This window comes from Flavisolibacter nicotianae (genome assembly GCF_003628535.1).
GTDB lineage: Bacteria > Bacteroidota > Bacteroidia > Chitinophagales > Chitinophagaceae > Flavisolibacter > Flavisolibacter nicotianae.
Genome location: NZ_RBCI01000022.1, coordinates 1 through 21,668 on the forward strand (window position 1 = coordinate 1; position 21,668 = coordinate 21,668).

The window sequence follows — 21,668 nt, forward strand, 5'->3', positions numbered from 1 at the left end:
AATCATGCAAAGAATCATCCCCAAACAATAGTTGCAGCTGCAGACAGAGCTATTGGCATTATTAGGCACCGGTCGTTCGGAGAAGATCCAGGTGGTCAGAAACAACATTGAAGTCCTTCACCAAACCATCCGGCAGCTCTGGGAAGACAGCAAGCCGGACGAACGGGGCAGCACTTCAAATCCACAATAAACCAAAGGGGCTTACCGCCGCCGGTTCTGGCGCAAAGAATAATGTGGCTGTGCTCAACGGGCTTTCTTAAAAAGAAGGCAGGATAAACATCCCGCCTTGTATCTGTTCCAATATTCTAAAGTCCATTATTAAATTTTCAAATATTGCACCAACTTTTATCGGCTCAACTGCACAGGCCCACTGGTAATCATCACCAGCTGTTGCAAATGCTGCAACCCACCTGGAAGCTGCACAATATCTTTTGCGGGTAAAGAAAAAAGGATAGGCCGCAGCACGACCGACAAAAACGTACTGATTAAGGGTGTGCAGCCTATCCAATGTTTTTTTCAAAGACGCTTTTTTCTTTAAAACAACTGTGCCAGCATACCCGGATCAGGTGGGCAGTCCTCCTGGTCAAACCCTTGGGTGTGGTCCTCTCACCGAAATCACCAGTCAGCACACAACATAAGTAAATTGGGTAGCAGATGGTTTGTGCCGTAAGGGGATGTCCCGGAGGCTGTCTGGGGCGCCCGACAGATCTTCCTGCATCTCCATTCGTAGGCACCGGGACTCCTTTATCCACTAAAAAGAGTGGCCACAAAAAAAGTCCCCTCCTTTTAAGAGGGGACAATTATGCGAAGAATGGGAAAGGGCACTTCTTTCAAAGGGACCGGGAAGTACGGTTATTCGTTTTCAAAGGGTAAGAGCCACTGCGGTGTATTTGTGCAACGCTGTGTTTTTCATTGCGTAGGAGGCAAAAACGGGTAAAGCCTGTTTGTAAGAAGGCAGTCGCCGCAAAAAGTTTAATCCGCGGAAAAGTTCTTGCCTACATTTGGCCCTCTTATAAGCAGTTAGTTTTGGTTGCGCCCCTTGTCTCTACAAGGGGCTTTTTTTTGCGCTGCATGTTCCACTTGCTTACGCAGAGCAATGCACCAACGCCGGCAAGACGTTGGAACAAAAATCCAGAAAAAAGTGCAGGTGTGGATAAAACGTCGTCGCCTCAAAGAGCAGCAAGCCTGGTTTGGGGCGGGTTTTTTCCGGGAAGAAAGCCCGGAAATGATCTGGCTGCTCCAGGTAGCGAGCCTGACAAAAAACTTCCATTTTGAACACTTCCTGACATTTGTACAACGGGCCTTCTCCCACAGGAGAGGGTTTTTCTCTTGTTACCAAGTGGGCGCAATAGGTGTCAATTAGATTTAAACTTGTTTCAGCACGGCGCCGTAACGGGTAAAGGCTTTGGCCAATTGTTTTCGGGTCAGCTTTCCCCTCAGGACCTGTTTTGCAGGGAAGTGGAGCAACGTGCCCAGTCCTTCCACGATCAAAAAGGCCCTCAGGTTGACGGCATCGGGAAAGTAAAGCACCACTTCTTTCATGGCCGGTTAAATGAGTTGTGAGAAAATAAAGGAAGGCTGGCCTCCTGCTCGACTTCTGCCAGGTGCGCTTACCCTGCACACCCTAATGCATTTGCACAGCTGATTACTTGCAGGAAGGCCGCCTTCCGACACCGTACTTTTCAGTGTGTGTTGTTTTGTTGAGCGGGCGGATTGTTTTTCTGGTTTTTCTTCCAGGATAAGACAAAGGTGTGGAGAGAAGCAAGCAGGAAAAATGAGTATTGTCAATCTGAAAAATGACTTTTACAAGCCGGAAGAATTGAGAAAGGGTTCGCACACAGCCGCACCCGGTTGATGGCCATGCGTGTGTTCGGAACCGGGAAACAAGAAAAAGCCCCTACTAGACAGAGGGGGCGACGGATTAAAATTTAAATGAAATGAGGGACAAACATATAGCACAGCCGGGTAAAATCAAAGAGTCCTTCAGCAGCAGCAACAAAAACAAAGCCCCGGCGTTTCACTAGCAAACTAGGAGACAACTGACAATCGCCTCGTTGTAGCCTATTCCAACCCAAATCAAGGACAGTTGCAGATGCAGCCACAGCGATTTAATTCAACAAATGTTCATCTGTACGTGCTGTACAGCTGCAGATTAGTGAAAGCCCAAATCCGCACTGTTGAATTCGACCTTACTGGCAAAGCCAAAGACCTTGATATCATCCACGTGGTCGATGACAGGGTGTGCAAACCACTAAGATCAACCTGCAATAACCAACTTTTATTCAGTACCGAAAAAAAATCCTGCAACTAACCGGGAGTTTATTATTGTCGGGGCAAAACTGCGGCAGGCAGCTCTTCGGTAGACTGCGGTAGGTCGTCAACGAACAATTATTCGTTTGCAAACCACTTTTTTCTTTTGTACATTCAAAAACGGTTCTTACCTTTTGACAAGCCTATCCGGAAAGAAACCAAAATAAAAAAGCAGATTCAATCAACATTGGCAAGCGGGTCTGTTGTTTGGCACCATCAATCCTCCGGCACACAAAAACATTTTTTCTATCCCTGAAGATCAACAGTTCTTCTTTATCCCCAATCGGATGCACTGACCAAAAGCAGACCAGTTCTTTTTACATCCATAAAAATGTGATCAATGAAAAAAGCGCTTCTACTCCCCTTCCTGTTCCTACTGTTGCAGGTTAAGGCGCAGGAAGGCATTCTAGATCCAACCTTTGAAATGAATAGAAAGACGATCTCTGACTTTGGCAGCAACGAACCCATTTACCACATGAGGTATGCAGCAAACAGGTTGTACGTGTATGGCCTAAATGATGTTAACACTGTCAAAACCGGTATCCTTGTAGCCTACCGCTCAAGTATACTTACTCCACCTTCCACGCCTCTCTCCACCCCGCCCACTATCAACTCCTTTACACCAACCGCAGGACTGGTGGGCACAACGGTTACCATCATTGGCGTCAACTTCAGTGCAGATCCTGCTGAAAATACTGTATACTTCGGGGCAGTAAAGGCACCGGTGATTTCGGCAACAACAACATCACTGACCGTTAGGACACCGCCCGGCACAACGTATCAACCTATTACTGTGACCACAAATGGGCTGACGGCGTATGCTAACAAGCCATTCATCGTAACATTTGGTAACTCTGACTTATCATTTCATTCTTTCAGTCCCAAAACTGATTTTCCCGTTACGCAGGTCGATGACCGCAGTGCACATCAACCAGCCCTGGGTGACCTGGACGGAGATGGAAGAATTGACCTGGTACTCCCAAATTACAGTTCAAACAGTATTTCAGTTTTAAGAAACCTTAGTACTCCAGGTGTTCTTGCTTTTACACAAAAACTGGAATACACAACAGAAGATAATCCAAAGAGAGTTGCAATAGGAGATGTAGATGGAGATGGAAAACCAGACCTGGCGGTCACAAATATTGGCTCAAACACGGTTTCTGTTTTCAGAAATATCAGTACAGTTGGTAGTATCGCATTTGCGCCAAAAATCAGCTTTCCTACAGGTAGCGAACCATATGGTGTTGTCATCAGAGATTTTAATGGTGATGGTAAACCTGATATTGCTATTTCAAATGATAATTCAAATAGCATTTCTGTTTATAGGAATGCCAGCGCCGTTGGCATGATAACTTTTTCGGGCAAAGAAGATTTTTTTACCGGGTACAATCCTCAGGAACTCGACGCGGGAGATTTAGACGGAGACGGAAAGCCTGAACTCACTATCGCTAATTACGCATCGAATTCAATTTCCGTTTTTAAAAATGTCAGTAGCAGCACAGATTATACAATTGCCTTTTTACCGAAAGTAGATTTTGAAGTTATACCACGGCTGCTTGATTTAAATGGAGGAAGGCCTGTGAACATTTCCATCGGTGATATGGATGAAGATGAAAAGCCCGATATCACAGTTCAGCGCTTTGGAGGTAGCAGGGTTTCGATCCTAAGAAATTTAAGCACCAGCAGTGATATTAATTTTGTTGTGAGCACCAACTTATCTGTTGATTTTCCGGCAGGTTTGGATATTGGAGATTTGGATGGTGACGGAAAGCCGGATATCGCTGTTACTAGCACTACTACAGATTTGCTTTCTGTATTTAAAAATATAAGCGATCCCGTAAATATTTCCTTCGCAGAAAGAGCAAATTATACAACCAATCCCGGACCGAGTAGTGTTGCCATCGGTGATTTGGATGGCGATGGCAAACCTGACATTGTAGTAAAGAGCCAGCTTTCGAATGCGGTTTCTATCTTTCGAAATCTAAAAACCGAATGCATCACACCACCTACCTTCCGCAATGACGGCACCATTGTACTGGATGCAAGTGAGTGTGGGAATGACGGCAACATTTCTATCATTCCATTATCTGGCACGGCACCATTTATGTACTCCATCAATGGTGGTACCACCTATGTGGCAGGCAGTAATACCGGCAAGACCTTCCAGGAACTGGCTGCAGGTACGTACCAACTGCGCCTGAAGGATGCCAATGGTTGCGAGAGTGTAGTAACGATCAGAGAAGTGCGGCCCAACTACTATCCTTGTCCCGACAACAACTGCATCCCTCCTACCTTCCGCAACGATCTAACCATTGTACGCGATGCCAGTTGCTTTGGTAACGATGGTCTGATCTCGATTATTCCCACTTCAGGAAAAGCTCCCTTTCAGTACTCCATTGACGGCGGGGCATCTTATATGAATGGCCCTGCGGCAGGATATTCATTTACAAACCTATCGGCCAGCACGTATCGGCTCCGAATGAAAGATGCCCATGGATGCGAATCTGAAGTTATTTCGCGAATCGTTAATAAAAGTGAAACCTTGTCTGCTCCGTATAGCATTGTTACACACCCACCCGTTTGCAGTTTTGGCACCAATGGATCAATGATTGTTATTCTATCTGGAAGACTTTTTCCCTCAGCAAATACGGAAGAAGAATATTCGATTGATGGTGGCGCAACCTACCGCCATTCGAATTTCTTTAGCGGCCTTGCACCAGGTAACTATCTGTTAAAAGCGAGATATGGCAGTTGCGAATCACCAGTGACACCAGTGACCCTTTATGCCGAAATTGTACACGTTTGCTTTCCTGTAGTTAATAAAGCATTACCTTCTGTCAAAAGATTGGAATTTCCATCCACAAAAGAATTTCCGTTCGTATATCCCAACCCCAACCACGGGCAGTTCCAGGTGCAGCTCAGCCGCTTTGGCAGCCAAACCGTGCAGGTGCAGGTGCTCGACAGCCGCGGCGCAGTGGTGGAACAGCGCCGGGTGAGCGCTGAGCAAAGCGCTACTCAGGCTATTAACCTCTCCAACAAGGCCAAAGGGCTTTACCTCATCCGCGTGGTGAGCGAGAAAGGAATACAGGTGCAGAAGGTCACAATCCAGTAACCACCTTTCCTTTCACAAAAAAACTCCCAACTAAAAGTTGGGAGTTTTTTTGTTTTTACCGGAGCAGGCAAGCCAGCGCCTTCACGGTGTTGACCGTCAGCAAAACACATGACAGGAATCACTCATTTGAATACAATCTTTTGCTTGCTTTAGGTAAGCTATTCCTCCGTGGTTGCCGGCGATGTGGAAGACTTATTTAATAGTATTGTTTGATGACCCATTAGCTGCTGAACTTATTCATACATCCCGCCAGGATAAAGACCACTGTATCCTACTGAAAATACTTTTTCATCCTTTACCGATTGGACAAACCAATGGTACTCGTCACCGGTAGGCTTTAAACTTTCTAACCATTTCACTATAACCCGGCCTTTCTCTATTTTACTGCCGGCCCCAAAGGCTCTAGGCCCTCTCATTTTCATTCATCCAAATACACGCCTTCTTTTCGTCACCTTCTGTTCCAAAACGCGCAAAAAACCACCTGTCTTTAAGTAATCTTAACGTCAATTTTATACGATCGTTACAGGCGTTTCAAATTATAGCCGGCAACACGATCTCAAAGCAAGCGCCTTCACCTTCTTTGCCAGTGGCTCGTATTTCTCCCTTGTGAAAATCAACAATCTTTTTCACGATGGCGAGTCCTATGCCTGTTCCTTCATATTGATCTTTGCTGTGAAGGCGATAAAAAATCTCAAAGATTTTCTCCGCCTGGTTTTGTTTAAAGCCAATTCCATTATCGCAGTAAATAAGTTTGATGGCCAGCTTGCCGTCAAGCTCGGCAGTGGATGTACCGATTGTAATGTGTAATTGCCTTTCCGGTTGTGCAAATTTTAATGAGTTGCTAATTAAGTTTTGAAATAACTGCCCAAGCTGCAATGGGATGCCTTTGATAATTGGTAAATCGCCGATGGTCATTACCGCGTGGTTCTCTTTAATTGGCAGCTCAAGATCAGTGATTACTTGGTTAACGATTTTGTTAAGATCGGCGTTTTCAAATTCCACTTTCGAGTTGGACAATCTAGAAAATGACAAGAGATCGTCTATCAATACCGCCATTCGATCCGCGGAGTTCACTATGGTCCTAAGGTATTTGGCTGCTGATGCATCTAGGGAATCCGATAACCGGTCGCGCAGTATCTTGCTGAATACCGCTATTTTTCTTACCGGTTCTTTCAAGTCATGGCTCGCCACCGATGCAAATTGAAGCAACTCGTAATTCATCTGCTCCAGTTCATATGTTCTTTCCCTTACTTTTTCTTCCAGCATTTGCATGGCCTGTTGCTCCTTGCTACGCAATTCCTGTTCAATACGTTTTTCTTCGGTCGTGTCGCGTGCCTCAATCACCGTCCCGATGGGAATGCCGTTTTCCACAATGGGGCTGGCAATAAAAGCAACGGGATAAAAGTGACCGTCTTTGTGAATGAACACTTCCTCGCCTTTCGTTTGCGCCTGTGTAGGCAAGGCGCGGTCGATGGCGCAATCCTCAATGGGAAAGTGCCTGCCGTCGGGGTGCGTATGGTGAATGTAATAATGCAGCGGTTTTTCTTGCACTTCGTGCAAACGATATCCCGTCATTTGCTCTGCAGCGGGATTCATGTAAGTGCACACTTGTTTGTCATTCATTAAAAAAAGCGCCTGCAATGTGTTGTTCGTAATGGTGTTGATCAGCGAGTTTTGGCTGGCTAACCTTTCTTCAACTTTCTTACGGTCGTCTATGTCGGAAACCGAACCGGCATAGCCGCTGAAACTTCCATCTTTGTTGTAATAGGGACTGCCCAACGAAAAGCACCACCGAACTTCACCGGTCTTTCGTCTGATCTGGTATTCACTGATGAATTGTTTGCGTGCTGTAAATGCGCCGCGAAATTCGGTTCGCACCCGGTCGCGGTCTGCTTCCAAAACACAGTTAAGCCATCCGTTGCCAAGTTGCGACTCGATGGTGCCGCCGACCCAATCGATCCAGGTTTGATTGATGTAGATTGTTTCCCCTTCGGCGTCCGTCATCCACAAGGTTACCGGCGACGCGTTCATCACAAGGTTGGAAAGCTTTTCGCTTTGCTGCAGTGCCTCTTTCGTCTTTTTTTCCGACGTAATGTCTTTTGAAATTGACAACACATGTGGCTTGTCACGAAAAATGAAACGAACGCCTTTAAACTCTACTTCAACCAGGCTGCCATCTTTCCGTATACGTGCGTGCTTACCAGAATATTCCCTGCCGGACAACGCGATCTCCTTTAAGGCGATAAAATCTTCCGGCAGTTTAAAAAATTTGCTTGCGTTTAGCCCAATCAGTTCATCGTAAGAATAACCATACACTTGACAGGCCGCCGGGTTCACCTCGACTATCGTTCCATTCTCATCGTAAATAATGGCAGAGTCAGAAGTCGCGTTGAAAATGCTCCGGTATTGCTCTCGTTGTTCAACCAGTTTTTCTTCTGTCCGCTTTTTTTCTTCAAATAAACGGGCATTGGTTATGGCGATCGCTGCCTGCACCGCCACGCCTTCAATCAACTTTTCCGATTCTTCGGTAAACACGCCCGTTTCGGAATGCCCGAAAAAAAGACCACCGATGGCTTCCTGCGTGAATGGCGAAACCACCGGCACCGCCAGGTAACTTCTGACCGGCAAATGTCCCTTGGGCATGCCGTGATAGGGCGGGTTTTCCCCGTAATGAGATTCTTTGGTTACGTCATCATAGCGAACCGTACCCCGCGCGGAAAATGTGGGTTCAAAAATCTTTGTGTTCCGCGGCATGGGAAACTTGGAAAAAGCTTCCCGCGGCACACCAGAGATTGTGTACAAGATATATGACTCACCCTTTTGATCGATGACATTATAAAAAAAAGCACCGAACTGCGCGCCGGCCAATTCCCTACCAATGTCGGTAACTCGCTGTACCACTTTTTGCAGTTCAATTTCAGAAGCAATCGCTTTACTGGCCTCGTACAACAGTTCGAAAACGGGCTTTGTTTGCAAGGGTGTTACATTTAAGATTAAGGGATAAAAACGCGCTAATTTACCAAACAAAGCGATATTTTGCACGCCAAAAGATTTCTAAAGGACTGATTTTGAATAAGCAGTAAAGTAAGAATAGCATGGATATACTACTTGTTGATGATGATGCTTTGGACCGGGAGTTATTTATTGAGGCAATAAATCTTGTGGGTAAAGGCCACCACGTAAAGGAGGCAGAAAACGGGGAGGAAGCTATTAGTGTTTTAACTTCTTCAGTGTTTCTGCCACAGCTTATTATCCTGGATCTAAACATGCCTGTAAAAGATGGCAGGGCAACCTTACAAGAATTGCGGGCACACAAGAAATTTAAACGTATACCGGTGTGCATTATGTCTACTTCCGCTGCTTCGTTTGACATTTTAACTGCCTACGAAAACGGCGCAAACTTGTTTTTGGTAAAGCCACTTGATTTTAATTTGTTAATTGAAATGCTATCTAGCCTTTTAACATTGTTCGGCAAACATGTTACACTCCCGAATCTCGAAGACTAACCCATGTAAATGACTTTGTGACAATTGCAAGATTTGTTCTGACTACCATTTCAGCCAGATAACGAATCTTCGCTGGCTAATCATTGTACTTCAATGATTTATCTCTGTGTGAAAGCTCCGAAAGAGGTTCGCTGGATTATTCACGTGTTTGGCGAGAGGCTGCCATGTAACTTGAAATGTTAGCCGGTCACTTTCGTCACCACGTATGGGATGCCGCATGACAGACCGGCGACGGTGCTGGTTTCTTCGAAATGATTTATTTTTTTGAATGCCGGATTTCAGCAATTGGGAAGATGCATTACTGGTCGCACATCACAGTCCCTCTTGAATTTTCATACCGGCAGAATTACCGTAAAGCAGGCGCCTGCCCGTTCACGATGAGCGTAAAGGGTGATTCGAAAGCTTGGTAGGTCTGGCCCGTTTGGCGCACGGTGTCCAGCAGTTGAATGTAGCCTTGCGCCTCTACCTCGGGAATGATTTCAAAGATGGGCTTGCCAATGATCTCAATTGTTTTGCCAACGATCTGCAAAGCCGTGTCATTGGCAAATTCTACAATGTGGTTCTCGCCTTTATTAATGGAGAAGGGAACCGCGGCCTGCATCATCAAATCAAAAACCTGCTGCTCAAGTTGTTTCATGATGCGTGGTGAAAGACTTGTAAAATTATGGAAAGCACTTTAGCTTCTGAACGTTAATGTTTCTAGCTTGAAAAGACGGCTGTTCAATATTTCCTACATTTACCGCCATGCAATCATTTTACCTATGGCAAAAGACATTTTGAAACGGAATAACGTGACCGTGTTTGGCGACGGCCCGCAAGTGATGGTGTTTGCCCACGGTTTTGGTTGCGACCAGAACATGTGGCGTTTTATCATTCCCGCCTTTAAAAACGATTTTCAAATTGTCCTTTTTGACTACGTAGGTGCAGGCAAATCGGACCTGCGGAGCTACAATCCGGAACGCTACAGCTCGTTGCACGGCTATGCGCAAGACGTGCTAGAAATTTGTCAAGCGCTGGATTTGAAAAACGTCATTTTTGTGGGCCATTCGGTTAGCGGCATGATTGGACTTTTGGCCGCGGTGGAACAGCCCTCCTATTTCAGCGAACTGATTATGGTAGGCCCCTCGCCCTGCTACATCAATAAGGATGATTACATTGGTGGCTTTAATCGGGAAGACATCGAAGGCCTGCTGGAAACCATGGAAAAAAACTACATCGGCTGGGCCAACTTCCTTGCCCCGCAGATTATGAAAAACGAAGACCGGCCCGAACTTGGCCAGGAACTGACCGAAAGCTTTTGCAGTACCGACCCCGTCATTGCTCAACAATTTGCCAAGGCCACTTTTTTATCCGACAACCGCGACGACCTTCCAAAACTAAAAACGCCTTCCCTTATACTTCAATGCTCCGATGACCTCATTGCTCCGTTGGACGTGGGTGAATTTCTGCACCGGCGCTTGCCCAACAGCACCCTTCGGGTAATGAACGCAAAAGGCCATTGCCCGCACATGAGCAGCCCCGAAGAAACCATCTCGCTGATCAAAAATTACCTCGGTGTAATAGCATGACGGAAACGCTTTTTGAAAATGCGCCCAGTGGATACTTTGCCTTTGACAACGAGGCCACCACGCTTGTCGTCAACGAAACCCTTGCGTCCATTCTGGAAAACACAAAGGAGGAACTGATTGGAAAAAGCGTAGAAACTTTTTTCACCGTTCCTTCCCGCATCTTTTTTCAAACGCACTTTTTTCCCATGATCAAGCTGCACGGTTATGCGGAAGAAATCTTCTTGACGCTTTTGACGGCCAAAGGCAAGCACCTGCCAGTGTTGTTGAACGCCAAACAAATGGAATGGGTAGGAAAATGGATTACGTGTTGCAGTTGCATTCATGTTCCCAACCGCAAAAAATTTGAGGACGAACTGGTAGCCGCACGCAAAACAGCCGAAGCAGCCTTGCAGGAAAACACAGAACTGCTCAAAGCCAAAGCTGAACTCCAACTTCGCACCGAGCAACTGGACAAGCAAATACAAATGGTGCAAATACAGAATCACGAACTGCAGCAATTCAGCCATGTGGTTACCCACAATTTAAAAGAGCCGTTGCGAAAGATTTTAATGTACACCGGTAAGATCGCAAATGAAACGGCCGCCCCCTCGCTTCCGAAGTTGGCAAGGGCAAACGAACAGATGAAAGCCGTTGTTTCGGGGCTGCAGCAATATGTTTGGCTTAATGAAAAAACTATCGATTACACACCGGTAGACTTGAATGCGCTAGTGGAAGAAATAGCCGCGCAGCTACAGCAGGATGTTAATCCTGTGCCGATTTCCCTTCAACACAACCTACTGCCAACCATTGAAGGCGATCAAGCGCAATTGGCGATGCTGCTGCGTCAGCTGCTTTCCAATGCGGTTAAATTTCGCAACGGCGAATCGGCACGGGTACAAATTGAAGGCACCGTCATCAAGCAAAACCGTTTTCGTTCCGTAGAGAACAAATATGCGTTTGCTGATTTTGTGCGGCTGGAGATTTTTGACAAGGGCATTGGCTTCGATCCGATGTATGCCGATCACATTTTCGAGCTTTTCCGGAAGTTGCATCAGTCCGAAGGGCTTGGGCTTGGACTGGCCTTGTGCAAAAAAATCGTCGAAAACCACCAAGGACATATCGAAGCCGAGAGTGAGCTAAATAAATTCACGAAAGTAACGGTTTGGTTACCTTGTTTCCAAAATGCGTATGATAGGAATGAACTGAAACTGTCTGGTGTTGATTAAAGAAGGCCTATTTTTGTTCGATACCTAAACACCGGATTATGGCGCTTCAAAAGAAAAATGTGCGGTCGATTTTGATCATTGATGATGATCCGGACGATTACGAGCTGGTGAGCGAAGCGATTCAGGAAATTAACCCTTCTATTGGTGTTACATATGTAAATAGTTGTGAACAATTATTGCAACATCGCCACCAAACCTTTGACCTGATCCTCTTGGATATCAACATGCCTTATCACGACGGTTTTTTTCTTTTAAAATCCATTCGGGAGCATGGCTACCGTGACCTGCCGATTATCATGTACACCAATTCCCTTTCTCCGGCGCACATCACAAAGGCGTACAAGGAAGGCGCCAATCTATTTTTTTCAAAGCCTGAAAGTTTTTCCGCCTTGTTAAATGGTTTGAGAAAACTGGTTGATCTCGATTGGGCCAGCCCCTTTTCGGTGACACAGCAATACTGCAAAAACGGCCACTACAAAGCATTCCAGGCCGATTGATTTATTTTGAAACCAGCACAACGACGATAAATAGGAATGAAGCAAAAGCCAGTGATTCTGTACGCAGACGACGATCCAGATGACAGGGAATTGTTGCGGGAAACCATCAGGGAAAAAGGCGTTCTCTGCGAGCTGGTGGAAACAGCAAACGGCCGTGAAACCTTGCTGTACCTGCGATCAACGAAAGGAATTAAAAATCCGCCTTGCCTCCTTCTGCTTGATTTGAACATGCCGGTTTTGAACGGCAGAGAAACACTTGCCATTATCAAAAGTGAATTGGATACCCAGTCCATTCCGGTCATTGTATTTACCACGTCGTCCTCGCCTTTGGACGAAGAGTTTTGCAAGCGATTTGCCGTTGAAATGATGACCAAGCCGAGTTCACCTGAAGAGTTGGGTAGGGTGGCCGATAAATTACTAACCTATTGCTCGTGTTCAGAATAAATAATCCGTCTTAGCCAATTAAAGTATTCATTCGAGTTTGAGTTTGCGGGTTGACTACTAGTCATCCTGAGGTTTGGAAAGTCAATAGGAACGCAGGAGTCAACGCTTCACTTGAATAAACCTGGTACCGGAAGGGACGAGATTCTTTGCTTCTAATTGTCTTGTTTTGTGCGATTGTTCCAAGGCCGGTTGCTTGATAAGTTATTCACCGCAGGAGCCTTTCTTTTCTGACAAAAGCTTGAAAATGATGAATGGCGTCTACTGTTCATGTGTAAAGTTCAGTTATCTTGAGGCGTTTAGTGGTAACCGCTATCGAATTCGTAATTTTAGGCATGAGCGATATCCAAAACGTTCTTCTCGTTGATGATGACATTGATGATTACTTCTTTTTTGAAGAAGCGATAAAAGCGGTTGATTCGTCCATCTTTCTTTTCCATTTGTCTTCCATGAAAGAAATTGGTAAGATTGATTGCACTATGCCGGACCTGGTGTTTCTCGATATAAACATGCCGGATAAAGATGGCTTCGAATGGCTTTCACTTATTCGAGAGAAAGAAGCCCGAATTCCTGTTATCATGTATTCTACCGCAAGCAATGCCAATTATGTGGAAAAAGCCTATACCAGGGGCGCGAATTTATACTTTCCGAAACCGGACAGTTTACAACTACTCAAAGTTGCATTAAGAAAATTGCTTTCCCTGGATTGGGCCACCCCCCAAAAAATCACAAATGAATTTTGTACAAATGGGAAGTATAAAATTTTTGACGCTACATATTATAAAGTAAAATGATCAGCTGACGATGGAAAAAGTTTTTTTGCAAAACCAGAAAGCAGAACGATACAAGACTGCTCTGGAAGCGGCTGGAATCGGTATTTGGGATAATGATCTTTTAACCGACAAGATTTTTTTTTCGGGCAACAGCCATGAATTGTTTGGTCTGCCTAGCAATAAAAACGTTTCGCTCGACCAAATTTTTGCCAATATTCATCCGGCAGATAGGGAACGGGTAAAAACAAAACTGAAGAGCAGTCTTGACCCCGCTGTCCGGGCTTTGTATGAAAATGAATACAGGATTATCAATCCGGCTACCGGGCTTGTTGTGCGCTGGATCCGCACAAAAGGCAGGGCTTACTTTACCGACAAGGGCACGCCTTACCGCGTTACAGGAACTGTACAGGACATTACCGCCGAAATAAAAGCAAGAGAAGTCCAGCAAAAGCTTTTGGCGCTGGTAGACAACAGCATTGAGCTGATGTCGATCTTGGAGAACGACCAAAAGAACTCATACATCAACAAGGCCGGAATGGAAATGTTAGGCTTTGACACACTGGAACAGGTTTATCAAACCCCTATTTCGGAACTGCATACGCCGGAAGACATTGCTTTTGTGGAAGCCAATGTCCTACCGGGTGTGATAGGAACCGGAAAGTGGTCCGGCATCATGCATGTACGGCACCTGAAAACCGGCGAGGTGTTTCCTGTGTATAACAATACGGTACGCATTCATGACAATACCACTGGAGAGCCCATTGCCATCGGTGCTGTTATGCGGGACATTCGCCCTGAGATGGCAGCGCAAAAAGCCCTGGAAGAAAGCGTCCGAAATTTTCAAACCTTGGTCATGCAGGCGCCGGTTGGCATGTGTATTTTTAAAGGCGAAGAGTTGTTCATCGAAATTGCCAATGACAACTTTCAGTTTGTAGCGAATAAAAATACAGCAGCGATGGTTGGTAAAAGAGTAGCGGAAGTTTTTCCAGAAGCGCAAAATCAGGGCTTCGATAATATGCTGCTCACAGTATTACAAACCCGTCAGCCATTGAAGGGAAAGGAAGTGGAGATCGTGCAGGAACGTGAGGGAAGTGCTCGCACCATTTTCGTCGATTTTACCATACAGCCCTTATTCGAAGGTGATGGAACCGTTAACCGAATCATGTGCGTTGCCATTGACGTGACGGACAAAGTACTAGCCAAAAAAACGCTTCAGGAAAGCGAAGAAGAATTAGCCAGCAGGGTTGCAGAACGAACAAAGGAGCTTGAAAGAAAAAACAAGGAGCTGGAAGAGTTCACCTATGTGTCCAGTCATGACTTACAGGAGCCGTTGCGGAAGATAAAAATGTTCCGGGAGATGATCAGGGAAAGAGACTATGAACACCTGAGTGCCTTTTCGAAGGAAAAATTTGACAAAATTGGCGAGTCTGTTGACAGGATGAGCCGTTCACTAAAAGACCTGCTAAATTTTGCCAGCCTTGACAAAGAAGAGAACACTGAAAAAGTGGATTTAAACCCGATCATTGAAAATGTAAAGAATGATTTAGAACTGATCATTGAACAGAAAAAGGCAACGGTTATTTGCGATAAACTTCCATCAATCAACGCCATCCCTTTGCAAATACATCAACTTTTTTATAACCTGATTAACAACGCACTCAAATTTTCCAATCCGGATACGCCACCTCGCATCACTATAAAGTGGGAATCAAATGGTGTCGATCCCCAGCAGGAAGTAACGGTTGTTCCAGCCAAAGAATACTGCACCATTAGTGTATCCGACAACGGGATCGGTTTTGCGCAACAAAATGCGGCAAAGATTTTCGGGATGTTCCAGCGGCTTCACGCAAGAAGTGCTTACGAGGGTACCGGCGTGGGGCTGGCATTGTGTAAGAAAATTGCGCAAAACCATGGCGGTAGCATCTGGGTTGAGTCCAGTCCGGGCCAGGGGGCTAAATTTAGTGTGCTTTTACCAATGTAGTAGCAGAGTTACCTCTCCTGTTAGCCTTTAATTCAGCACCGTTTTCTTCTTTTGGTGAGTTGGAGATACCGTGGCAATTTGCTGAGTATCTAAATTTTCTGCTTACATTTCCCGGCCCTTGTATGCATAATGGCAGAATCAACTTGGAGCACCTACAATAGATCGTAGGTCGAAGCGTAATACGCTGACTTATAGCAAATTTCAAAAAAGAAGTCAGCAACCTTTTATTGCTGGTGGAAGTGAAAGATTGAATAAAATATACAAGTTATACTATTACAACAAATGAGAATAGGCGAGGATTCTACACATCGATATCTCTTGTTTTAAGCTACTCCACTCTTCGAATTTAGGACTCGATGGGATTGCGGCAAACGCCAGAGTGTGCATAAAGGGGTACTATGCAGACTTAAGGTTATTCTACGGGTGTGTGACAGTTCCAAGGGTGATAGCTTTGCTTTTTTATTGCAGCAATCATGTGCATGTTGCCCAACTCCGACTGGTAAAGCGCGTGAAAAGACATAACTTCTCCAATGCAAGAAACACTACCAAGACAGGCGTATCCCTTCCTTTCAGCTGTCGGAACGGGTGCCGCGTGACAACTTTTACCAACTCTTAAAAGCAGTGTTGGATCTTGGGTGGTTGGATGACGACAACAGGAAGTATTACGTTACCGAAGCGCACAAGTCGATTGATTCGGTGGTGTTCTTCAAACTCATTCTGATTGGCTATTTGGAGAACCTGCTGAGCGACCGGCGTATTTCTTCAAACCGTGAGCCTGAGACTTGATCTGCTGTACTTCATCGGCTATGAGTTGGTCGAACCCCTACCCTGGCACTTGACCATTTTTCACACCCGACAAGTCCTAGGCAAAGAGTTGTTTCGAGAATTGTTCAAGCGGGTGCTGCTCCAAAGAGTGCAGTAAGACATGGTTAAGGGAAGGTTGCAGGCCATGGACTCATTGCAGGTAAAGGCCATTGCTTCCATGGATATTCTGCGGGAAAAACAAATTATCGAAGACACAGACGCCTTCGCCGTTGAACTCGCCGAAGATACCGAAGAGGGCGAATAAGAAAAGCGAACAGTCTTTGTATCCAAGTACATAGAAGTCGAGTAGACCACCAGTGGAAGAACGAGGCCCACAATAGACAACCCATCTTGCTGGACAAACACTCCCGGTTTGCCAGCAATCACACTTATTACTCCACCACTGATCCGGATGCTAGAGTATTAGTGAAACCCAGCAAACCAAGGCAGCTGAATTACCTGGGCCAACTCGGTGTTGTTACCGTCTCGCATGGCATCACCTGCATCCATACCGATTAAACCAGCAAGAAGGACTCGCAGTATTTGCCTTCGCTGTTGCAAAATACAAACCGTAATCTGACAGCCGCTGGTTTAAAAATCAAAGAAGTTCACGCCGATGCCGGCTATAGTTCTCCGGAGGCACTGAAAGCCTTGAAGGGAAACAAGATCACCGGCTACACCCCATTGGCTTTGGACATTACAAACACTTTAGAGATGGCTTTCGCTACTTTCCCGGCGGGTATTACTACAATTCCGGTGGTGTCAAACTACCCTTTAGACGTTTGAGGTATTTTCATGGTGGTGACTACAAGATTCGGGTCCACTGCTCCTCGTCACTGGACTGCAGAGACTGTCCACCTAGAAAGACTTAAATCGGCAAGAGCGACTTTAAAAAGATCGAAGACACGGTGGATAAATCCCACCATGACAAAATACATTAGCGCATGCAAATCCGCAAGGGAAAGGAAAAAGAAAAAGCTCCGGCAAGCCACCGTCGAACATGTGATCTGTACCCTCGCCAAATTCCTTGAGCTTGCGCCAGGTAAACACCCAAAGAATAAAAATGGTTAAAAAATACCTGCTCATGGCGGCGGACTGTTATAACCTCAAACGTTTTCTGAAATGGACACGGGAAGCCATTGAAAACGCCAAAAAAAATTGCTTGGCTTCTTTCTTAGCCGTAGCACTTACTGGGGCAGCAGGCCACAAAAAGCCGGTTGCTTTTGGCTGGAAATAGGTGAAAGAAGAAAGTGCTGCACTCTGGATTAAAAACACTTAATACAAGTTTTAGAAATGAGTTGTGCAGCCACCTGTGTTGTACGCCGCTGGTTTAGCTCTCGTACTTTATGCAGACCGTAGAGCTGTCTGGTGGAGATATGTCAGATCGTAGTAGACGATTTCCTTAAAAACTAATTAGTATTTTATGGAACTTTCTAAGAACATAAAAGTGTTTTTAGAGCTGCGACAAATGCTGAAGATATTGGAATATGCGAAAAGATGGCTGAGCATTTCCGGCACCCCTGACCAATGTTACTTGCTTGTTAGGTTTAGGTATAAATCAAAAGAAGGGCTTGCACAACATTTTTACTCTTGCTCTTAGGTTCTAAAACAAATTGCTTCAGTTATCCCCTTAGTAGCCGGCAATAGGTGAAGAGCAAAACAGACAGATAAACTTTCATGCTATGCCCGGAAATCTTCTTAATGTCGTATTGGTTTTAATTATTGTGGGAGTCCTGCTTTGGCTCATCAACCGTTTCATTCCAATGGCTTACCTCATCAAAACCATCCTGAACGTTGTTGTCGTAATTGCGGTCATTATTTGGCTGCTCAAAGCCTTTGGGCTATTTCATAGATTTTAGCCTTTGTACAATGCAGCAGGGTGTTCACCCTAGAAGAAGCATTTTCGGCCGTTGTGCCGGTTGCTGGTTTTTCCGGGTGGCATGCCTCCGGGTATTTACCTTGTCCTAAAAATTCCGATTTCCCGGCAACAAAGGGAATGTTCCCATGAAGACCATGTAGTGCAGGCGGTGCAATTGCAATTCCTGTTGTACACGTCCCGGATTACGTGTATCACGCATGGTTTGCAACATAGCTGCGAGTAATGTGGTTGGAAGACATTTGCAATGAGGCTACGCTGTTTGCTGTCAGCACAACCAGTTCCACACCGGCTTTTTCCACCTCCGCCACCAGCGCATAGCCCATGGACGGAAGGAGCACTTTTACTGTTTTGTGGTAAACCTCCAGGACCACACCTTCCCGGGAGGTAAGCGGTCCCTGTGTGATCTGCACCCGGTCCTCCACACGGATGCGTGTCTTTTCGACCTGCACACCTTTGTGTTCATCCAGGAAAGCCTGGATAGTGAGGATCTCCTCGTCCCGGATTCGGGCAGGCTTTCCCAGCCAATAGACAAAGTTGAGCACACCACCCGTCTTTCGCACGTCGGCCTGCTCTGCAGGCGTGATACAAACGAAAACATAAGAGGGGAAAAGCGGCTCATCGATCCATTTTTTGCGGTCGTGCCACTGTTTGCGGACTTTGTTAAGCGGACAATAGTTGGTGACCCTTTTCGGGAGAGCAGGTCGGCAACTTTTTTCTCCCATTTGGGTTTGGTGTACACGGCGTACCACGAGGCAGCAGGCTTCATACGTTGTGTGATTTACGGATAACATGTTCGCACCATTTAGGGTACAAAAAGAAAAGCTCACTGGTTTTTTACAGGTAGAGGCAGCTTGATTCTCCAGGAATTTGGGTGAAGCTCAGTGGCATTTGTTCACGTCAAACGCAAGGTCACGGACCTGTTTGCAAAACGAGCGCAACTCGCCGTATGTTGAACCTTTTTCAAAACATCTCGCGGCCCCCTTGGAAACACAATCCTGCTTTTGGTTGCTGCTCATACCGGCCGAATACATCACCACCGGAACAGAAAAAAGCACCGGGTCACTTTTGAGCAGGCTCAACTCAGTCCCACCGTCAGCATCGCCAAGGTAGTAGTCCAGCACAACCATAAGCGGTAAAGGGGTCAGCGTTCGCAGTTGAACCAGATCCTTATGAAAACTAAGCCCGTTCTCGTACATCGTCACCTGGTCAGCACAGTTCAGTTCCGCAAAGACTTCACCCATCATCAACCGGTCTTCTTCGTCATCATCCACTACTAAAATGTCGTACTGTTTACTGCGCATGGGGAAACTGTTATTGTAGGTTGTACAATAATCGATCCCCAATAAAAGAACCAGCGAAGCGAACAGCTAAGTTGTCGTCTCGCCGCCCCTGATTTATCCGATGGTGGTGCTCTAATTACGGTGGCGTGACGCGCTTAAAGTAGATCGTCTTCGGCATTGCAGTGCGGCCGATGTAGATCATTGTGTTAAACCAAAGTTCCATATCGACCTGCTGACCGCGAAAAGAACCGATGTGGTAATACCCGCCAGAGTCACCGCCGCTGGAATCGACAAAATCTAATCGGTCAGCGCCGTCAAAGGGAACGGTGTCCATGTGAAATACAACGGTGGATCCACCATCAGCCACGAGTTCGAGAAAGTCACGGAAGGCGCCGATACTTTCCAGGTGTTCCTCCTTCAAACCGGCATCTGCATAACCGGATGCATCCAAGTACCAGCGACCAGCGATCTTGTAATACGAAACAGTATACATGGGTTCGGTAGTTGGGCGTAAAAGTACGGCGTATTATTTCGATATACAATACGCACAAGTACATCCTTGAAGCCAGGAGACGGCGTGGCAGGCGAGCGGCCTGGATGTGCTTGACCGTACGTATGGCCATCTACCTATGTTCGTCATCTCAACGTCCTGTAAAATGCCGGGTTAACCTTTTTGATCAGTTGACTGGGCGGCAAACCGGTTCCGGTAGCGTTTTTCCGAAGTGTTACCGACACCTACCTGGATTTTCCCTGTAGCTGTACTGTCACCTGCAACCCTTTCGGGAAACGGCGTTTTACGTCTGACCCGGCTAAATAGTATTGGAAACGTGACACAACTGGAGCATCTCTGCGACCGCGTGTTTAAAATCGCTGTAGGAATACGGTTTGGTTGCCATCGGCACCCCATGGCGCTCACAGACCTGCCGGTCTTGTTTACTGCTCGATGTTGTGAAGACAGCGACTTTTAGGTCTTTGTACCGTTCGTCGCCTTTGATCCGTTCAAGGGTTTCCAGACCGGTGAGTTTGGGCATATTGATGTCAAGGACAACCAGGCATGGCAGGTCAGCAGTGTCCTTGATGTTGTGTAAAAAGCGAAGGACCTCGCTGCCGTCTTCAACACAGGTCAACGCATAGTTGCTGTAATGAGCGGCTACAATGTCGCAAATGATATGACGGTCATCGGGGTCGTCATCGGCCCAGAGGATCGTGCGTTGTTTTGGAGTTTTCGTCTTCATCATCTCAGGATCTCTTTCTGCACAAATGGAATTAGTTGGGCCTTCGAAGGGTAATTGCGGATGAGGGTGGAAAATCAGGGCGCAAGGTACCGTGACCACCAGCCAGCAGGCAAAGACTTCGGTAGGAGGAAGAAAATTGTCGTTGAAGGTTTGGGTGTCATAGTCAGCCGCTGGCTAAACAAAACAGACATGTTCACACTACCGGGACAAAGCGCTTGGTGAAGCGGAGAGACGGGTGAAAAACGACGCGACGTTCCGCTTCCACTGTTCGTAGCTGCAGGCCTTGGGGCAAAACCCCTCCGCACCCAGTGACGTATACTGCAAAGGCTCGTGTCCGTCCGTGGTATGGATTAGAACAGGAATGTGCCGGTACTGGGCATTGCGCTTGAGGCGCAGCAGTGTTTCTGCACCCCCCATGCCCGGCATGTTGATGTCCAGTACAATCAGCGAGGGATACGCCACCGGACCGCTGAGTGTCGAAAGGAACCAGAACACCGCTTCACCCGAAGAAAGAAAGCAGGCACGAAGGCCAAACCCCAGCTGTTCACAACACTCCTGGAGCAACTGGCGGTCGTCGTCATCGTCATCGACAAAGAGGATAAAGGTTGATGTGGTAGACATAGCAGCAATCGTTTTCCTGGGAAAAAGGCGGACCCAAAAGAAAGATAAGACGCAATGTGTAGAACTGCAAGTGCTGTGGGAAGTTATCAGGACGGCAACAGGCTTCTCACCTGTGCTGGGCCAAGTAGACGCCCTCTTCTTCAGCAACGAGGGTGTATTGAGCAGGTGCATTGCGAAACTGCACCGAGGCGCTTAGGTTCATTGTACCGGTATGGTTTGCAAAAGGTTAACAAAAATAGTACCTCACCTGCCTGCGTGAACAACTCGGCGTTTATTCACACGAACACGGCTGTTGGTGAATTGCAGGTCGGTTAAACTGGCGGTCTTAGATATCAGTTGCCAGATGACCAAGCCAACATCGACGTTCATCAAATTAGACTTCTTCCGTATATTTAAACTATACGAGACAATGGTTTCCTTTTGCCTGAGGGAGACCGGCAGGTCAATTGGACAGGT

General features: G+C 46.3%; 24 protein-coding genes and 1 pseudogene. 14 read left to right on the forward strand and 11 right to left on the reverse strand.

The genetic code is table 11. The features are described from left to right. Positions 1–52 precede the first annotated feature (52 nt). Entirely contained in the window at positions 53–190 is a 138-nt protein-coding gene (locus tag D6024_RS26965) for a hypothetical protein (protein ID WP_162945032.1), read from the forward strand. Positions 191–256: 66 nt separating this feature from the next. Here D6024_RS26965 and D6024_RS25590 read toward each other — a convergent pair whose 3' ends face one another. The 3 genes from D6024_RS25590 to D6024_RS26970 all read right to left on the reverse strand — a co-directional run bounded on the left by D6024_RS25590 (position 257) and on the right by D6024_RS26970 (position 1,542). Continuing rightward, the gene (locus tag D6024_RS25590; protein WP_121357675.1) at positions 257–520 is read right to left on the reverse strand and encodes a hypothetical protein; all 264 of its coding nucleotides are present in this window, start codon (positions 518–520) and stop codon (positions 257–259) included. Between the two features lie 564 nt (positions 521–1,084). Further along, a complete protein-coding gene (locus tag D6024_RS25595) occupies positions 1,085–1,312 on the reverse strand; it encodes a hypothetical protein (protein WP_121357676.1) in 228 nt (75 codons plus the stop codon). Positions 1,313–1,365: 53 nt separating this feature from the next. Further along, entirely contained in the window at positions 1,366–1,542 is a 177-nt protein-coding gene (locus tag D6024_RS26970) for a hypothetical protein (RefSeq protein ID WP_162945033.1), read from the reverse strand. Between the two features lie 1,108 nt (positions 1,543–2,650). Between D6024_RS26970 and D6024_RS25605 the strand changes: the two genes are divergently transcribed. Further along, on the forward strand, positions 2,651–5,422 hold the full coding sequence (locus D6024_RS25605; RefSeq protein WP_121357678.1) for an FG-GAP-like repeat-containing protein: 2,772 nt from the start codon (positions 2,651–2,653) through the stop codon (positions 5,420–5,422). Positions 5,423–5,953: 531 nt separating this feature from the next. Here the strand turns inward: D6024_RS25605 and D6024_RS25615 are convergent. After that, the gene (locus D6024_RS25615; RefSeq protein WP_205573375.1) at positions 5,954–8,398 is read right to left on the reverse strand and encodes a PAS domain S-box protein; all 2,445 of its coding nucleotides are present in this window, start codon (positions 8,396–8,398) and stop codon (positions 5,954–5,956) included. A 119-nt stretch (positions 8,399–8,517) separates the two neighbouring features. Between D6024_RS25615 and D6024_RS25620 the strand changes: the two genes are divergently transcribed. Then, positions 8,518–8,928: a response regulator gene (locus tag D6024_RS25620; RefSeq protein ID WP_121357681.1), complete on the forward strand. Its 411-nt coding sequence runs from the start codon at positions 8,518–8,520 to the stop codon at positions 8,926–8,928. A 346-nt stretch (positions 8,929–9,274) separates the two neighbouring features. On the opposite strand, the gene D6024_RS25625 is transcribed toward D6024_RS25620, so the two are convergent. Then, a complete protein-coding gene (locus D6024_RS25625; RefSeq protein ID WP_121357682.1) occupies positions 9,275–9,565 on the reverse strand; it encodes a PAS domain-containing protein in 291 nt (96 codons plus the stop codon). 124 nt (positions 9,566–9,689) lie between these two features. Between D6024_RS25625 and D6024_RS25630 the strand changes: the two genes are divergently transcribed. The 11 genes and pseudogenes from D6024_RS25630 (at position 9,690) to D6024_RS27680 (ending at position 18,056) form a co-directional block, all read left to right on the forward strand. Further along, positions 9,690–10,496 carry an alpha/beta fold hydrolase gene (locus D6024_RS25630; RefSeq protein ID WP_121357693.1) on the forward strand — a complete coding sequence of 269 codons (807 nt, stop codon included), beginning with the start codon at positions 9,690–9,692 and terminating at the stop codon, positions 10,494–10,496. Next, positions 10,493–10,792 (forward strand): annotated as a pseudogene (locus D6024_RS27675) (PAS domain-containing protein); the annotation flags it as partial. The gene D6024_RS25630 and the pseudogene D6024_RS27675, both read left to right, overlap by 4 nt. A gap of 324 nt (positions 10,793–11,116) precedes the next feature. Then, on the forward strand, positions 11,117–11,701 hold the full coding sequence (locus tag D6024_RS27380) for a sensor histidine kinase (protein WP_240410169.1): 585 nt from the start codon (positions 11,117–11,119) through the stop codon (positions 11,699–11,701). Between the two features lie 38 nt (positions 11,702–11,739). Continuing rightward, positions 11,740–12,198 (forward strand): response regulator, encoded by a 459-nt coding sequence (locus D6024_RS25640; RefSeq protein WP_121357684.1) that lies wholly within the window; start codon positions 11,740–11,742, stop codon positions 12,196–12,198. A 36-nt stretch (positions 12,199–12,234) separates the two neighbouring features. Then, the gene (locus D6024_RS25645) at positions 12,235–12,642 is read left to right on the forward strand and encodes a response regulator (RefSeq protein WP_121357685.1); all 408 of its coding nucleotides are present in this window, start codon (positions 12,235–12,237) and stop codon (positions 12,640–12,642) included. A 332-nt stretch (positions 12,643–12,974) separates the two neighbouring features. Further along, positions 12,975–13,433: a response regulator gene (locus tag D6024_RS25650; RefSeq protein WP_121357686.1), complete on the forward strand. Its 459-nt coding sequence runs from the start codon at positions 12,975–12,977 to the stop codon at positions 13,431–13,433. Between the two features lie 10 nt (positions 13,434–13,443). Continuing rightward, the gene (locus tag D6024_RS25655; protein WP_121357687.1) at positions 13,444–15,393 is read left to right on the forward strand and encodes an ATP-binding protein; all 1,950 of its coding nucleotides are present in this window, start codon (positions 13,444–13,446) and stop codon (positions 15,391–15,393) included. 925 nt (positions 15,394–16,318) lie between these two features. Next, positions 16,319–16,462, forward strand: coding sequence for a hypothetical protein (locus tag D6024_RS26975; RefSeq protein ID WP_162945034.1), 144 nt, complete (start codon positions 16,319–16,321; stop codon positions 16,460–16,462). Positions 16,463–16,740: 278 nt separating this feature from the next. After that, on the forward strand, positions 16,741–16,983 hold the full coding sequence (locus D6024_RS25660) for a hypothetical protein (RefSeq protein WP_121357688.1): 243 nt from the start codon (positions 16,741–16,743) through the stop codon (positions 16,981–16,983). Positions 16,984–17,260: 277 nt separating this feature from the next. Beyond that, positions 17,261–17,434 (forward strand): hypothetical protein, encoded by a 174-nt coding sequence (locus tag D6024_RS26980; RefSeq protein WP_162945035.1) that lies wholly within the window; start codon positions 17,261–17,263, stop codon positions 17,432–17,434. 445 nt (positions 17,435–17,879) lie between these two features. After that, positions 17,880–18,056 carry a Thivi_2564 family membrane protein gene (locus tag D6024_RS27680; protein WP_394338480.1) on the forward strand — a complete coding sequence of 59 codons (177 nt, stop codon included), beginning with the start codon at positions 17,880–17,882 and terminating at the stop codon, positions 18,054–18,056. Between the two features lie 211 nt (positions 18,057–18,267). On the opposite strand, the gene nusG is transcribed toward D6024_RS27680, so the two are convergent. From nusG to D6024_RS27085, 6 genes are all read right to left on the reverse strand, one after another. Continuing rightward, on the reverse strand, positions 18,268–18,867 hold the full coding sequence (gene nusG / locus D6024_RS25665) for a transcription termination/antitermination protein NusG (protein ID WP_240410170.1): 600 nt from the start codon (positions 18,865–18,867) through the stop codon (positions 18,268–18,270). An 87-nt stretch (positions 18,868–18,954) separates the two neighbouring features. Beyond that, complete coding sequence (locus tag D6024_RS25670) at positions 18,955–19,377, reverse strand: response regulator (protein ID WP_121357689.1); 423 nt, start codon at positions 19,375–19,377, stop codon at positions 18,955–18,957. Positions 19,378–19,492: 115 nt separating this feature from the next. After that, entirely contained in the window at positions 19,493–19,849 is a 357-nt protein-coding gene (locus D6024_RS25675; protein ID WP_121357690.1) for a DUF6717 family protein, read from the reverse strand. A 316-nt stretch (positions 19,850–20,165) separates the two neighbouring features. Further along, positions 20,166–20,594 carry a response regulator gene (locus tag D6024_RS25680; protein WP_121357691.1) on the reverse strand — a complete coding sequence of 143 codons (429 nt, stop codon included), beginning with the start codon at positions 20,592–20,594 and terminating at the stop codon, positions 20,166–20,168. Positions 20,595–20,789: 195 nt separating this feature from the next. Next, positions 20,790–21,212, reverse strand: a complete 423-nt coding sequence (locus D6024_RS25685; RefSeq protein WP_162945036.1) for a response regulator — start codon at positions 21,210–21,212, stop codon at positions 20,790–20,792. Between the two features lie 243 nt (positions 21,213–21,455). Next, positions 21,456–21,668, reverse strand: a 213-nt coding sequence (locus tag D6024_RS27085) for a hypothetical protein (RefSeq protein ID WP_205573376.1), incomplete at its 5' end; no start/stop codon positions are given.

Coding starts and splice junctions, on each gene's coding strand:
- D6024_RS25685 (WP_162945036.1), bottom strand. CDS start 21,212: ATGTCTACCACATCAACCTTTATCCTCTTTGTCGATGACGATGACGAC.
- D6024_RS25670 (WP_121357689.1), bottom strand. CDS start 19,377: ATGCGCAGTAAACAGTACGACATTTTAGTAGTGGATGATGACGAAGAA.
- D6024_RS26970 (WP_162945033.1), bottom strand. CDS start 1,542: ATGAAAGAAGTGGTGCTTTACTTTCCCGATGCCGTCAACCTGAGGGCC.
- D6024_RS25675 (WP_121357690.1), bottom strand. CDS start 19,849: ATGTATACTGTTTCGTATTACAAGATCGCTGGTCGCTGGTACTTGGAT.
- D6024_RS27680 (WP_394338480.1), top strand. CDS start 17,880: ATGCCCGGAAATCTTCTTAATGTCGTATTGGTTTTAATTATTGTGGGA.
- D6024_RS25605 (WP_121357678.1), top strand. CDS start 2,651: ATGAAAAAAGCGCTTCTACTCCCCTTCCTGTTCCTACTGTTGCAGGTT.
- D6024_RS26980 (WP_162945035.1), top strand. CDS start 17,261: ATGGTTAAAAAATACCTGCTCATGGCGGCGGACTGTTATAACCTCAAA.
- D6024_RS25625 (WP_121357682.1), bottom strand. CDS start 9,565: ATGAAACAACTTGAGCAGCAGGTTTTTGATTTGATGATGCAGGCCGCG.
- D6024_RS25645 (WP_121357685.1), top strand. CDS start 12,235: ATGAAGCAAAAGCCAGTGATTCTGTACGCAGACGACGATCCAGATGAC.
- D6024_RS25680 (WP_121357691.1), bottom strand. CDS start 20,594: ATGATGAAGACGAAAACTCCAAAACAACGCACGATCCTCTGGGCCGAT.
- D6024_RS26975 (WP_162945034.1), top strand. CDS start 16,319: ATGGTTAAGGGAAGGTTGCAGGCCATGGACTCATTGCAGGTAAAGGCC.
- D6024_RS25620 (WP_121357681.1), top strand. CDS start 8,518: ATGGATATACTACTTGTTGATGATGATGCTTTGGACCGGGAGTTATTT.
- D6024_RS25655 (WP_121357687.1), top strand. CDS start 13,444: ATGGAAAAAGTTTTTTTGCAAAACCAGAAAGCAGAACGATACAAGACT.
- D6024_RS25650 (WP_121357686.1), top strand. CDS start 12,975: ATGAGCGATATCCAAAACGTTCTTCTCGTTGATGATGACATTGATGAT.
- D6024_RS25630 (WP_121357693.1), top strand. CDS start 9,690: ATGGCAAAAGACATTTTGAAACGGAATAACGTGACCGTGTTTGGCGAC.
- D6024_RS25640 (WP_121357684.1), top strand. CDS start 11,740: ATGGCGCTTCAAAAGAAAAATGTGCGGTCGATTTTGATCATTGATGAT.
- nusG (WP_240410170.1), bottom strand. CDS start 18,867: ATGTTATCCGTAAATCACACAACGTATGAAGCCTGCTGCCTCGTGGTA.
- D6024_RS27380 (WP_240410169.1), top strand. CDS start 11,117: ATGAAAGCCGTTGTTTCGGGGCTGCAGCAATATGTTTGGCTTAATGAA.